Here is a 12,938-nt window from a genome sequence, read left to right as displayed (position 1 = left end):
ACCATTCAGTCTGAATGATGTCGCGCACGCCTTCGGGCGCCGATATGACTAGGGAAGTTGCTATTGCATGTGGCGTGAAACCAAGATTCTCCTGATCGATGACGACAGCGCCAGCCGCCGCGATCTGGCGGTGGTCCTGAACTTTCTCGGCGAAGAAAACCTGCCCTGCTCCAGCCAGGATTGGCAGCAGGTGGTGGGGGCGTTGTCTTCCAGTCGTGAAGTGCTCTGCGTGCTCATCGGAACCGTGAATGCTCCAGGCAATGTGCTTGGGTTGCTTAAGACAGTGGCTGGGTGGGATGAGTTCCTTCCGGTGTTGCTGATCGGCGAAATTTCTTCTGCGGAGTTCCCGGAAGAGCTTCGTCGTCGCGTGCTGTCCAACCTTGAGATGCCGCCCAGCTACAGCCAGCTGCTCGACTCCCTGCACCGGGCTCAGGTCTATCGCGAGATGTACGACCAGGCCCGTGAGCGCGGCCGTCAGCGCGAGCCTAACCTGTTCCGCAGCCTGGTTGGCACCAGCCGCGCCATCCAGCATGTTCGGCAGATGATGCAGCAGGTCGCCGACACCGACGCCAGCGTACTTATTCTTGGTGAGTCCGGTACTGGCAAGGAAGTGGTCGCGCGCAACCTGCATTACCACTCCAAGCGCCGCGAAGCGCCGTTCGTGCCGGTCAATTGCGGGGCGATCCCGGCCGAGTTGCTGGAGAGCGAACTGTTCGGCCATGAGAAGGGTGCGTTCACGGGCGCCATCACCAGCCGTGCCGGGCGTTTCGAGCTGGCCAATGGCGGCACGCTGTTCCTCGACGAGATCGGCGACATGCCGTTGCCGATGCAGGTCAAGCTGCTGCGTGTGCTGCAGGAGCGTACCTTCGAGCGGGTTGGCAGCAACAAGACCCAGAGCATCGATGTGCGCATCATCGCAGCGACCCACAAGAACCTTGAGACCATGATCGAGGGTGGGACCTTCCGTGAAGACCTGTACTACCGCCTCAACGTGTTCCCGATCGAGATGGCGCCGTTGCGTGAGCGTGTGGAAGACATTCCGCTGCTGATGAACGAGCTGATTTCGCGTATGGAGCATGAGAAGCGTGGCTCGATACGTTTCAACTCTGCTTCGATCATGTCGCTGTGCCGGCATGGTTGGCCGGGTAACGTCCGCGAGCTGGCCAACCTGGTCGAGCGCATGGCGATCATGCACCCGTACGGGGTGATTGGTGTGTCGGAGCTGCCGAAGAAATTCCGCTACGTCGACGATGAAGACGAGCAGTTGGTCGACAGCCTGCGCAGTGACCTGGAAGAGCGCGTGGCTATCAACGGCCATGCGCCGAGCTTTGCCAGCCATGCCATGCTGCCGCCTGAGGGGCTGGACCTCAAGGATTACCTGGGCAGCCTGGAGCAGGGGCTGATCCAACAGGCGCTGGACGATGCCAACGGTATCGTGGCGCGGGCGGCTGAACGTTTGCGTATTCGCCGCACCACCCTGGTGGAGAAGATGCGCAAGTACGGCATGAGTCGCCAGGGCGGTGAGGAACAGGCGGAAGATTGACTTCGCCTGTACCGCCACTATCGCCGGCAAGCCGGCTCCCACTTGGATGTGGGCCGGCTTTAAGAAATTTTGCTTGCACAGGTAAAGCGCGGGCCTGAAGAACTGCGCGGTCGCGGTGGGAGCCGGCTTGCCGGCGATAGGGCCCGAGCAGGCAGCACAAACCCCCAGCCCCGGCACGGCTATTGCTACACCGCTGGCATCACACCGTTTTTATGACGGTCAGCCACGCGAGAGAGCACGATGCCCCAGGCCGCCCACTTTTCCCGAGTCCCTGATCCGCAGGGGCCTACCCCCGTCGAACAGGAGAGTCGACAGGGGCTGGAGCAGGCGTTCGCCCTGTTCGACCAGGTCTCCACCCAGCTCAACCAGTCCTACAGCATGCTCGAGGCCCGCGTCAGTGAGCTCAAGGGTGAACTGGCGGTAGTCGGCGCCCAGCGCATGGCCGAGCTGAACGAGAAAGAGCGCCTGGCCAATCGCTTGCAGAACCTGCTGGCCCTGCTGCCCGGCGGGGTGATCGTCATCGATGACCAAGGCCTGGTGCGCGAAGCCAATCCGGCGGCCTGCGAACTGTTGGGTGAGCCCTTGCTCGGCCAGTTATGGCGCCAGGTGATCGCCCGCAGCTTCGCCCCGCGCAAGGATGACGGGCATGAGGTGTCCCTGCGCGATGGCCGCCGTTTGTCCATTGCCACGCGTTCGCTGGATGCCGAGCCAGGGCAGTTGGTGCTGCTCAATGACCTGACCGAAACCCGTCGCCTGCAGGACCAGTTGGCACGCCATGAGCGCCTGTCGTCATTGGGGCGCATGGTCGCTTCGCTGGCCCATCAGATACGCACACCGCTGTCGGCAGCCATGCTCTATGCCAGCCACCTGGCCGAAGACGAGCGTGAGCTTGCGCCAGAGACACGCCGGCGTTTCGCCGGCAGCCTCAGGGAGCGTCTGTACGAACTGGAACACCAGGTGCGCGACATGCTGGTGTTCGCCCGGGGCGAGCTGCCACTGGGTGACCGGGTGAGCCCAAAGGGCCTGTTCCAGGCCTTGCAGCAAGCCGCCCAGCCTCATGTCCAGGGCCATGCCGTGCGTTGGCAGTGCGACAGCCACTTGGGTGAGTTGCTGTGCAATCGCGACACCCTGGTCGGCGCCATCCTCAACCTGATCGAGAATGCTCTGCAGGCCAGCGTTGGCGCTGCGCGGCTCAAAGTGCACCTGTATCGGCGCGAACACACCCTGCACCTGTGCATCAGTGATGCCGGCAGTGGCATCGATGCCGAGCTCCTGGGGCGGCTCGGTGAGCCGTTCCTCACGACCAAGGCTACCGGCACCGGGCTCGGCTTGGCCGTGGTCATGGCTGTGGTGCGGGCGCACCACGGTAAGTTGCAGCTGCGCTCCAGGGTCGGGCGCGGCACCTGTGTGAGGGTGGAGTTGCCATTGATCGGCGGGCAGCCTGCGGAGGTCGCATGATGCTCATCAAGGTGTTGTTGGTCGAGGATGACCGGGTACTGCGCCAAGCGCTTGGCGATACCCTGGAGATCGGCGGTTTTGCCTACCGTGCTGTGGGCAGCGCTGAAGAAGCGTTGGAGGCGGTGCAAAGCGACGGCTACAGCCTGGTCATCAGTGACGTGAACATGCCGGGCATGGATGGGCATCAGTTGCTGGCGCACCTGCGCCGCCAGCACCCGCAATTGCCCGTGCTGCTGATGACTGCTCACGCTGCCGTGGAGCGCGCTGTCGAGGCGATGCGCCAGGGCGCTGTGGATTACCTGGTCAAACCCTTCGAGCCCAAGGCGCTGCTGAGCCTGGTCGAGCGTCATGCCGCCGGGCGCCTGAGTGCGGCCGAGGACGATGGGCCGGTGGCCTGCGAAGCTGCCAGCCGTCAACTGCTGGAGCTTGCCGCGCGTGTGGCGCGCAGCGATTCGACCGTGCTCATCTCGGGTGAGTCGGGCACGGGCAAGGAAGTGCTTGCGCGGTACATTCACCAGCAGTCGCCGCGTGCGGCGCAGCCATTTGTCGCGATCAACTGCGCGGCCATCCCGGACAACATGCTCGAGGCCACTTTGTTCGGCCACGAGAAAGGCGCTTTCACCGGCGCCATTGCCGCGCAGGCCGGCAAATTCGAGCAGGCTGAGGGCGGCACGCTGCTGCTCGATGAGATTTCTGAAATGCCTCTGGGCCTACAGGCCAAGCTGTTGCGTGTGTTGCAGGAGCGTGAGGTTGAGCGGGTAGGGGGGCGCAAGCCGATTACCCTCAACATCCGCGTGCTGGCAACCAGCAACCGCGACATGGCCGGTGAAGTGGCGGCCGGGCGTTTCCGTGAGGACCTGTTCTATCGCCTGTCGGTGTTCCCGTTGGCCTGGCAGCCGTTGCGCGAACGTGCCGGCGACATCCTGCCCTTGGCCGAGCGCCTGCTGGCGCGGCACGTGGCGAAGATGAAGCATGCGCCGGTGCGTCTGTCGGCGGCGGCGAAGGCCTGCCTGCAGGCCCATGCCTGGCCGGGCAATGTGCGTGAGCTGGACAACGCGTTGCAGCGGGCGCTGATCCTGCAGCAGGGTGGGGTGATCGAAGCGGCGGATTTTTGTCTGGCCGGCGCCATTCCCTTGTCGGCGGTTGCACCCGCCACGCCGCTGCCCGTCGCGGTCGAGCCGGCAGCTGATGCCGGTGGCCTGGGCGATGACATGCGCCGTCACGAGTTCCAGATGATCATCGACACCTTGCGCGCCGAGCGCGGTCGCCGCAAGGAGGCTGCCGAGCGGCTCGGCATCAGCCCACGTACCTTGCGCTACAAGCTTGCGCAAATGCGCGATGCCGGACTGGACGTGGAAGCCAGCCTTTTTGGGTGAGCTGCGCCGAGCTGCAAGCTGCAAGCTTCAAGCTTCAAGCTTCAAGCTTCAAGCTTCAAGCTACAAGCTTCAAGCTACAAGCTTCAAGCTACAAGCAAGAGCGCCGCAGTCCAGCTTGCAGCTTGAAGCTTGAAGCTTGCAGCTTCCAGCTAGCTGGCACTGTTGTTGCTTTAGAAGGGCTATCCGCCGCATGAGTGTCAAAAAAATGCGGCAGCCGGAGAGAGAAGTTCATGAGCCAAGGTGTTGAATTCAATCGTCTGATGCTGGACATGCGTGCCATGCAGGCCGATGCCATGTCGCTGCCCAAAGCCACCGCCGCGCCCGAATTGGCAGAAGGCCAGAGCAGCTTCGCCGACATGCTCGGCCAAGCCATCGGCAAAGTGCACCAGACCCAGCAGGCGTCGACCCAGCTCGCCAATGCGTTCGAGATCGGCAAGAGCGGCGTCGACCTGACTGACGTGATGATCGCTTCGCAGAAAGCCAGCGTTTCCATGCAAGCGCTGACCCAGGTACGCAACAAGCTGGTCCAGGCGTACCAGGACATCATGCAGATGCCGGTTTGAGGACGGAAGTAAGTCATGGCTGAAGCAGTCGTCGATAACGTCCCCGCCAAAAGCGGCCCGCCAGCGTCCAAGCCGCCGCTGTTCGGCATGGCGTTTCTGGAAAACATCTCGCAGATGCCCATGCTGCGTCAGATCGGCCTGCTGGTCGGGTTGGCGGCGAGCGTGGCGATCGGCTTCGCCGTGGTGCTGTGGTCGCAGCAGCCCGATTACCGGCCGCTGTACGGCAGCCTTGCCGGTATGGACACCAAGCAGGTCATGGATACCCTGGCCGCTGCAGACATCCCCTACAACGTCGAGCCCAATTCCGGTGCTCTGCTGGTCAAGGCCGACGACCTCTCCCGTGCGCGCCTGAAACTGGCAGCCGCAGGCGTTGCGCCTAGCGACGGCAATGTCGGCTTCGAACTGCTCGACAAAGAGCAGGGCCTGGGTACCAGCCAGTTCATGGAAGCGACTCGCTACCGCCGCAGCCTGGAAGGCGAGCTGGCCCGTACGGTCTCCAGCCTGAACAACGTCAAGGCCGCACGCGTGCACCTGGCGATCCCGAAAAGCTCGGTGTTCGTGCGCGATGAGCGCAAGCCCAGCGCCTCGGTCCTGGTCGAACTGTACCCCGGCCGCTCCCTGGAAGCCGGCCAGGTGATGGCGATCGTCAACCTGGTCGCCACCAGCGTACCCGAGCTGGACAAGTCGCAGGTCACCGTGGTCGACCAGAAGGGCAACCTGCTCTCCGACCAGCTGCAGGACACTGCATTGACCATGGCTGGCAAGCAGTTCGACTACAGCCGCCGCATGGAAGGCATGCTCACCCAACGTGTGCACAACATCCTGCAACCGGTACTGGGCAACGACCGCTACAAGGCCGAGGTGTCTGCCGACCTCGACTTCAGTGCAGTGGAATCCACGTCCGAGCAATTCAACCCGGACCAGCCGGCGCTGCGCAGCGAGCAATCGGTCAACGAGCAGCGTGCCAGCAGCTCGGGGCCGCAAGGTGTGCCTGGCGCGCTGAGCAACCAACCGCCGGCAGGTGCAGCAGCGCCTGAAAACGCCACCGCCGCAGCCCCTGCTGCCGGTGCCGTCCAGCCTGGCCAGCCGCTGGTGGATGCCAACGGCCAGCAGATCATGGACCCGGCCACCGGCCAGCCAATGCTCGCGCCATACCCGGCCGACAAGCGTCTGCAAACCACCAAGAACTTCGAGCTGGACCGCTCGATCAGCCACACCCGCCAGCAGCAGGGTCGCCTGACCCGCCTGTCGGTGGCGGTAGTGGTCGATGACCAGGTCAAGGTCGACGCCGCCGGCGAGACCACCCGCGCGCCGTGGGGCGCCGAGGACCTGGCGCGCTTCACCCGCCTGGTGCAGGACGCCGTGGGCTTCGATGCCAGCCGTGGCGACAGCGTCACGGTGATCAATGTGCCGTTCGCTGCCGACCGCGGCGAAGAAATCGCCGACATTGCGTTCTATCAACAGCCGTGGTTCTGGGACATCGTCAAGCAAGTGTTGGGCGTGGTGTTCATTCTGGTACTGGTGTTCGGCGTGCTGCGCCCGGTACTCAACAACATCACAGGCGGCGGCAAGCAGGCTGCTGCAACGGACAGCGACATGGAGCTGGGCGGCATGATCGGTCTGGATGGCGAACTGGCCAACGACCGCGTCAGCCTGGGTGGCCCGACAAGCATTCTGTTGCCAAGCCCGAGCGAGGGTTACGAGGCACAGCTCAACGCAATCAAAGGCCTGGTGGCCGAAGACCCGGGCCGTGTCGCCCAGGTCGTGAAAGAGTGGATCAACGCCGATGAGTGATAACCGAGCCGTTACCGCCAAGCTGAGCCGCACCGACAAAGCGGCAATCCTTTTGCTCTCGCTGGGTGAAACCGATGCCGCCCAGGTGCTGCGGCACATGGGCCCCAAAGAAGTCCAGCGGGTCGGTGTGGCCATGGCTCAGATGGGCAACGTGCACCGCGAGCAGGTCCAGCAGGTGATGAGCGAGTTCGTCGAGATCGTCGGCGACCAGACCAGCCTGGGCGTAGGGTCCGACGGTTATATCCGCAAGATGCTCAACCAGGCCCTGGGCGAGGACAAGGCCAACGGCCTGATCGACCGCATCCTGCTGGGCGGCAATACCAGCGGCCTGGACAGCCTCAAGTGGATGGAGCCGCGGGCGGTGGCGGATGTGATCCGCTTCGAGCACCCGCAGATCCAGGCCATCGTGGTCGCCTACCTCGACCCTGATCAGGCTGGCGAAGTGCTGAGCAACTTCGACCACAAGGTGCGCCTGGACATCATCCTGCGCGTGTCCTCGCTCAACACCGTTCAGCCAGCGGCGCTCAAGGAACTGAACCAGATTCTCGAGAAGCAGTTCTCGGGTAATTCCAATGCCGCACGCACCACCCTGGGTGGCATCAAGCGCGCCGCCGACATCATGAACTTCCTCGACAGCTCCGTGGAAGGTGCGCTGATGGACTCGATCCGCGAGGTCGACAACGACCTGTCGGAGCAGATCGAAGACCTGATGTTCGTCTTCAACAACCTGGCCGATGTCGATGATCGCGGCATCCAGGCGCTGCTGCGCGAAGTGTCCTCCGATGTGCTGGTGGTGTCGCTCAAGGGCGCCGACGAGCGGGTCAAGGACAAGATTTTCAAGAACATGTCCAAGCGTGCTTCGGAGCTGCTGCGCGACGACCTCGAGGCCAAGGGCCCGGTGCGCGTCAGCGACGTGGAAACGGCGCAGAAGGAAATCCTCACCATTGCCCGACGCATGGCCGAGGCCGGCGAGATCGTGCTCGGCGGCAAGGGCGCCGAGGAAATGATTTAAGCGGCAAGCCACACGCTGCAAGCGACAAGGGAAAGCCAGACGCTGCACAGCCTGCTTCTTCTTGCAGCTTGCAGCCCACAGCTTGCAGCTCATCCCGCTTTCAACACCAGGCATGCCAATGTCCAGCAAAGAACAGCACCCCAGCGACCTGATTCGCGCACGTGACCTGGAAGGCGTCGATGTGTGGGCACTGCCCAGCTTCGACCCTGAGCCGGAACCTGAGCCCGAACCGGAACCGGAAATCATCGAGGAAGAGGTCGAGGAAGTACCGCTGGAGGAAGTCCAGCCACTGACCCTTGAAGAGCTCGAAGCGATCCGGCAGGAGGCCTATAACGAAGGTTTCGCCACCGGCGAGCGCGAAGGTTTTCACAGCACCCAGTTGAAGGTGCGACAGGAGGCCGAGGAGGCGCTCAATGCCCGGCTGGCCGACCTGGAACAGCTGATGGCGCACCTGCTCGAGCCGATCGCCGAGCAGGATACACAGATCGAGAAGACCCTCGTTCACCTGGTGGCGCACATGGCGCAGCAGGTGATCGGTCGCGAACTGCGCAGCGACTCCAGCCAGATCACCCAGGTACTGCGCGAAGCGTTGAAGCTGCTGCCCATGGGCGCGGACACTATCCGCATTCACCTCAACCCCCAGGATTTCGAACTGGCCAAAGCCCTGCGCGAACGCCATGAGGAGAGCTGGAAGCTGCTTGAGGATGACGCCCTGTTGCCAGGGGGTTGCCGCATCGAGACCGCGCACAGCCGCATCGACGCAACCATGGAAACCCGCATCGAAAAGGCCGTGGCCCAGCTGTTCGATCAGTTGCACGACCAGGCCCTGCACCCGGCGGCGCCGGATGTATCGATCGAGTTGGGCGCCGACGATGCGCCTTGACCGCACCAGCTTCGGCAAACGCCTGGGTGGCTACGCCGAGGCGATCAAGCTGCCCGTGCAGCCGGTGGTCGAAGGCCGCCTGCTGCGCATGGTCGGCCTCACCCTGGAGGCTGAAGGCCTGCGCGCCGCAGTGGGCGCACGCTGCCTGGTGATCAATGACGACTCCTACCACCCGGTGCAGGTCGAAGCCGAAGTCATGGGGTTTGCTGGCAGCAAGGTCTTCCTCATGCCGGTCGGCAGCATCGCCGGTATCGCCCCCGGGGCGCGCGTGGTGCCGCTGGACGACAGCGGCCGTTTGCCCATGGGCATGAGTATGCTTGGCCGGGTGCTCGATGGCGCCGGGCGTGCCCTGGACGGCAAGGGCGGGATGAAGGCTGAGGATTGGGTGCCGATGGACGGCCCGATCATCAACCCGCTCAACCGCGACCCGATCAGCCAGCCACTGGATGTGGGCATTCGCAGCATCAACAGCCTGCTGACCGTCGGCCGGGGCCAGCGCCTGGGCCTGTTCGCCGGTACCGGTGTCGGTAAATCGGTGTTGCTCGGCATGATGACTCGCTTCACCGAAGCCGACATCATCGTGGTCGGCCTGATTGGCGAACGGGGCCGCGAGGTGAAGGAGTTCATCGAGCATATTCTGGGTGAAGAGGGGCTCAAGCGATCGGTGGTGGTCGCATCCCCGGCCGACGACGCGCCGTTGATGCGGTTGCGTGCGGCCATGTATTGCACACGCATCGCCGAGTACTTCCGTGACAAAGGCAAGAACGTCCTGTTGCTGATGGATTCGCTGACCCGTTTCGCCCAAGCCCAGCGTGAAATCGCCTTGGCCATCGGCGAGCCGCCGGCGACCCGTGGTTACCCGCCATCGGTGTTCGCCAAACTGCCCAAGCTGGTGGAGCGCGCCGGTAATGGTGAGCCCGGCGGTGGTTCGATCACGGCCTTCTATACCGTACTGTCCGAAGGCGACGACCAGCAGGATCCGATCGCCGACTCGGCGCGTGGCGTGCTCGATGGCCACTTCGTCTTGTCCCGCCGGCTGGCCGAGGAAGGCCATTACCCCGCGATCGATATCGAAGCCTCGATCAGCCGGGTGATGCCGCAGGTGGTCGATGCCGATCACCTGCGCCAGGCGCAGAAATTCAAGCAACTGTGGTCGCGCCTGTCGCAGAGCCGCGACCTGATCAGTGTCGGCGCCTATGTGGCAGGCGGCGACCCGGAAACCGACCTGGCCATTGCGCTGCAGCCAAAACTGGTGGACTTGCTGCGCCAAGGGCTGGATGAAAATGTCGGCATGGAGCAGAGCCGACAGCAGTTGGGGGCTATCTTCACGCCTCCGGCGAACGGTTGATAGGCCATGAGTACGCCTGGTCGTGCCGCGCGTCTGCTGCCAGTGGTGCAGATGGCCGAGGAAGCTGAGCGCAAGGCAGCCCAGCGGCTGGGGCATTTTCAGCAGTTGGTGGCTCAGGCCCAGGCCAAGCTGGCCGAACTTGAGTCGTTCCGTGAGGGCTATCAGGCGCAATGGATCGACCGCGGTGGCCAAGGCGTCAATGGCAGCTGGCTGGTCAACTACCAGCGCTTTCTCGGGCAGCTCGAAACGGCCATGACCCAGCAGCGCCAGAGCCTGACTTGGCACCAGAACAACCTGAAGAACGCCAGGGGCACCTGGCAGCAAGCCTACGCCCGGGTGGAGGGCCTGCGCAAACTGGTGCAGCGTTACCAGGAAGAGGCGCGCCGCGCCGAGGACAAGCGCGAGCAGCGCTTGCTGGATGAATTGTCCCAGCGATTGCCAAGGCAAGGTCACATCTAGCTTGCAGCTTGCAGCTCCGCCCCCTGCCTGCTAAACCTTGAACTGTTGCATTCGCCATCATCGAAGGAATCGCTAGCATGGCAGTCGAGACCGATTTTTCGCAGGACGAGAAAAAGCTGACGATCAAGATCAAGGGTCGTTTCGATTTCGGTAAGCATCAGGAGTTCCGCGATGCTTACGAGCGTCAACCCAAGCGTCCGGACTCGGTTGTGGTCGACCTCAAAGACACAACCTACCTGGACAGCTCGGCCCTCGGCATGTTGCTGCTGCTGCGTGACCACGCCGGGGGCGATGAATCGGACGTGCGCGTGGTGCATGCCAGTTCAGACGTGCGCAAGATCCTTGCCATATCCAACTTCGACAAACTGTTCGCTATCAGTTGAGCGTCATGACGCCGGCCGAACAGCCATTGACCGTGCTGGTGGCCGAAGACGGGGCGACGGACAGGCTGTTGCTGGCTCAGATCGTGCGGCGCCAGGGGCATCACGTCTATACCGCGGAAAACGGCCAGCAAGCCGTTGAGCTGTTCGCCGAAAAGCGTCCGCAACTGGTCCTGCTCGATGCCCTGATGCCGGTCATGGACGGTTTCGAAGCGGCGCGGCAGATCAAGGTGCTGGCCGGCGAGGCCTTGGTGCCGATCATCTTTCTGACTTCGCTCAATGAGGAAGAGGCCCTGGTGCGTTGCCTGGAGGCGGGCGGTGACGACTTCATGGCCAAGCCCTACAGTGCGGTGATCCTCGGCGCCAAGATCCGCGCCATGGACCGCCTGCGCAGGCTGCAGGCCACGGTGCTCGAGCAGCGCGACCTGATCAGCCGGCATCACCATCACCTGCTCAACGAGCAGCGGGTGGCCAAGGCGGTGTTCGACAAGGTTGCCCATTCTGGCTGCATCACGGCGCCGAACATTCGTTTCCTGCAGTCGCCTTACGCACTGTTCAATGGCGACTTGCTGCTGGCGGCGTTCACCCCATCCGGCGACATGCATGTGCTGCTGGGTGACTTCACCGGGCATGGGCTATCCGCCGCAATCGGTGCCATGCCCTTGGCGGAAGTGTTCTATGGCATGACAGCCAAAGGCTACGGCCTGGCGCACATGCTGCGTGAGATGAACGCCAAGCTCAAGCGCATCTTGCCGGTGGACATGTTCTGTTGCGCACAGCTGCTCAGCCTGAGCGTGCAACGCGGTTCGGTGGAGGTGTGGAACGGGGGCATGCCGGATGGCTACCGCCTGTCGCCTGGCGGTGAGGTGCTTTCGATGCTGGGTTCGCGCCACCTTCCGCTGGGCATCCTGGCGCCTGAACGCTTCGATGACAGTACCGAGGTGTTGCCGCTGGCGCCGGGGGAGCGGGTGTTGCTGCTCTCCGACGGTGTTGTGGATACAGCCGATGAAGCGCAGACGTTGTTCGGTGTCGAGCGCCTACGCGCGGTGCTGGCGGCCAACCGTGATCCGGCGCGGCTTTTCGACGAGGTGATGGAGGCGCTGGAGCGCTTCGGCGGGCGCCCCAGGGATGACATCAGCCTGTGCGATATCCGAATGTTCACCGCCCAGGAGCGGGTGCCGGCGCCAACCATCTATTCTGATAGTGGGCGCTCCAGCCCGTTGGACTGGTCGCTAGGCTTCGAGTTGCGTGGTGAGAGCCTCAAACGGTTCAACCCGGTGCCGTACCTGGTGCAGTTGCTGCAGGAAATCCACGGTTTGCGGCCCCGCACCGGCGCCCTGCACAGCGTGCTCAGCGAGTTGTATTCCAATGCGCTGGAGCACGGTGTGCTGCGCCTGGATTCGCGGCTCAAGCGGGATGTGCATGGGTTTGCCGACTACTATCAGGAACGCGCCCGCAGGCTCGCTGCGTTGACCGAGGGCAGCGTGCGCATCGATCTGAAAGTGGAACCGATGGCCGGAGGTGGTCGTCTGATGATCGAAGTCCGTGACAGTGGTGCGGGGTTCGATGTGCAGCGGGTGCTGGCGCGTCCTGCCCGTGAGCACGGGTTGAGTGGTCGTGGGTTGCACCTGGTGCGGCGCCTTGGCAGCCGTGCCGGGTGGCGTGAAGGTGGCCGTTGCGCATGGGTGCAGTTCGATTGGTGAGCTGTTTGGCGCTTGAGGCATAATTCTGCTTGATCAGGGAGTGAGCAAGTGACTGACATACATATTGACCACAGGGTGCTCAGTGAGCTGCAGGAGGTCATGGAAGATGGCTACCTGCAGCTGGTTGAAACCTTTCTGGAAGATTCCGGGCGGCGTCTTGACGCACTTCACGGCGCCCGGAACGCCGATGAGCTTGGCGTGGCCGCGCACAGTTTCAAGGGCAGCAGCAGCAACATGGGCGCGGTCGGGCTGGCGCAGCTTTGCCATCAGCTGGAGGAGCGGGTCAAGCAGCGCTCGTTCAATGGCATAGAAGAACTGATCAACCGCATCGACCAGGAGTATCTGGAGGTGCAGCGTTTCTATCAGGGCGAACGCAAGCGTGTTTCCGCAGGCTGATCGGGCAGTTGGCTCGACTTTTG

At 63.3% G+C, this 12,938-nt stretch carries 12 protein-coding genes; all 12 read left to right on the top strand.

Going from position 1 to position 12,938, the window contains the following annotated elements; genetic code table 11:
• The first annotated feature begins 67 nt into the window (after positions 1–67).
• The 12 genes from fleQ (at position 68) to OSW16_RS19270 (ending at position 12,915) form a co-directional block, all read left to right on the top strand.
• Positions 68–1,543 carry a transcriptional regulator FleQ gene (fleQ, locus tag OSW16_RS19325; RefSeq protein ID WP_267817717.1) on the top strand — a complete coding sequence of 492 codons (1,476 nt, stop codon included), beginning with the start codon at positions 68–70 and terminating at the stop codon, positions 1,541–1,543.
• A 240-nt stretch (positions 1,544–1,783) separates the two neighbouring features.
• The gene (locus OSW16_RS19320; RefSeq protein WP_267817715.1) at positions 1,784–3,001 is read left to right on the top strand and encodes a sensor histidine kinase; all 1,218 of its coding nucleotides are present in this window, start codon (positions 1,784–1,786) and stop codon (positions 2,999–3,001) included.
• Positions 3,001–4,377: a sigma-54-dependent transcriptional regulator gene (locus tag OSW16_RS19315; protein ID WP_267824047.1), complete on the top strand. Its 1,377-nt coding sequence runs from the start codon at positions 3,001–3,003 to the stop codon at positions 4,375–4,377. Before OSW16_RS19320 ends, OSW16_RS19315 begins: the two co-directional genes overlap by 1 nt.
• A 230-nt stretch (positions 4,378–4,607) precedes the next feature.
• Complete coding sequence (fliE, locus tag OSW16_RS19310) at positions 4,608–4,940, top strand: flagellar hook-basal body complex protein FliE (protein ID WP_012315525.1); 333 nt, start codon at positions 4,608–4,610, stop codon at positions 4,938–4,940.
• Positions 4,941–4,955: 15 nt separating this feature from the next.
• Positions 4,956–6,734 carry a flagellar basal-body MS-ring/collar protein FliF gene (gene fliF, locus OSW16_RS19305; RefSeq protein WP_241804579.1) on the top strand — a complete coding sequence of 593 codons (1,779 nt, stop codon included), beginning with the start codon at positions 4,956–4,958 and terminating at the stop codon, positions 6,732–6,734.
• Positions 6,727–7,746, top strand: coding sequence for a flagellar motor switch protein FliG (gene fliG, locus OSW16_RS19300; protein ID WP_012315523.1), 1,020 nt, complete (start codon positions 6,727–6,729; stop codon positions 7,744–7,746). The genes fliF and fliG overlap by 8 nt, the downstream gene beginning before the upstream one ends.
• A 118-nt stretch (positions 7,747–7,864) precedes the next feature.
• A complete protein-coding gene (gene fliH / locus OSW16_RS19295) occupies positions 7,865–8,629 on the top strand; it encodes a flagellar assembly protein FliH (RefSeq protein WP_267817711.1) in 765 nt (254 codons plus the stop codon).
• Positions 8,619–9,977, top strand: coding sequence for a flagellar protein export ATPase FliI (gene fliI / locus OSW16_RS19290; protein WP_267817709.1), 1,359 nt, complete (start codon positions 8,619–8,621; stop codon positions 9,975–9,977). Before fliH ends, fliI begins: the two co-directional genes overlap by 11 nt.
• A gap of 6 nt (positions 9,978–9,983) precedes the next feature.
• Entirely contained in the window at positions 9,984–10,436 is a 453-nt protein-coding gene (gene fliJ / locus OSW16_RS19285; RefSeq protein ID WP_241804576.1) for a flagellar export protein FliJ, read from the top strand.
• A 77-nt stretch (positions 10,437–10,513) separates the two neighbouring features.
• Positions 10,514–10,819 carry an STAS domain-containing protein gene (locus tag OSW16_RS19280; RefSeq protein ID WP_012315519.1) on the top strand — a complete coding sequence of 102 codons (306 nt, stop codon included), beginning with the start codon at positions 10,514–10,516 and terminating at the stop codon, positions 10,817–10,819.
• Between the two features lie 5 nt (positions 10,820–10,824).
• On the top strand, positions 10,825–12,519 hold the full coding sequence (locus OSW16_RS19275) for an ATP-binding SpoIIE family protein phosphatase (protein ID WP_267817705.1): 1,695 nt from the start codon (positions 10,825–10,827) through the stop codon (positions 12,517–12,519).
• A 48-nt stretch (positions 12,520–12,567) separates the two neighbouring features.
• Positions 12,568–12,915 carry an Hpt domain-containing protein gene (locus tag OSW16_RS19270; protein WP_241804574.1) on the top strand — a complete coding sequence of 116 codons (348 nt, stop codon included), beginning with the start codon at positions 12,568–12,570 and terminating at the stop codon, positions 12,913–12,915.
• Positions 12,916–12,938: the final 23 nt, after the last annotated feature.

This window comes from Pseudomonas putida (genome assembly GCF_026625125.1).
Lineage (GTDB): Bacteria > Pseudomonadota > Gammaproteobacteria > Pseudomonadales > Pseudomonadaceae > Aquipseudomonas > Aquipseudomonas putida_X.
This window is presented reverse-complemented; position numbering and strand designations above follow the sequence as displayed.

Coding starts and splice junctions, on each gene's coding strand:
- fleQ (WP_267817717.1), top strand. CDS start 68: ATGTGGCGTGAAACCAAGATTCTCCTGATCGATGACGACAGCGCCAGC.
- OSW16_RS19320 (WP_267817715.1), top strand. CDS start 1,784: ATGCCCCAGGCCGCCCACTTTTCCCGAGTCCCTGATCCGCAGGGGCCT.
- OSW16_RS19315 (WP_267824047.1), top strand. CDS start 3,001: ATGCTCATCAAGGTGTTGTTGGTCGAGGATGACCGGGTACTGCGCCAA.
- fliE (WP_012315525.1), top strand. CDS start 4,608: ATGAGCCAAGGTGTTGAATTCAATCGTCTGATGCTGGACATGCGTGCC.
- fliF (WP_241804579.1), top strand. CDS start 4,956: ATGGCTGAAGCAGTCGTCGATAACGTCCCCGCCAAAAGCGGCCCGCCA.
- fliG (WP_012315523.1), top strand. CDS start 6,727: ATGAGTGATAACCGAGCCGTTACCGCCAAGCTGAGCCGCACCGACAAA.
- fliH (WP_267817711.1), top strand. CDS start 7,865: ATGTCCAGCAAAGAACAGCACCCCAGCGACCTGATTCGCGCACGTGAC.
- fliI (WP_267817709.1), top strand. CDS start 8,619: ATGCGCCTTGACCGCACCAGCTTCGGCAAACGCCTGGGTGGCTACGCC.
- fliJ (WP_241804576.1), top strand. CDS start 9,984: ATGAGTACGCCTGGTCGTGCCGCGCGTCTGCTGCCAGTGGTGCAGATG.
- OSW16_RS19280 (WP_012315519.1), top strand. CDS start 10,514: ATGGCAGTCGAGACCGATTTTTCGCAGGACGAGAAAAAGCTGACGATC.
- OSW16_RS19275 (WP_267817705.1), top strand. CDS start 10,825: ATGACGCCGGCCGAACAGCCATTGACCGTGCTGGTGGCCGAAGACGGG.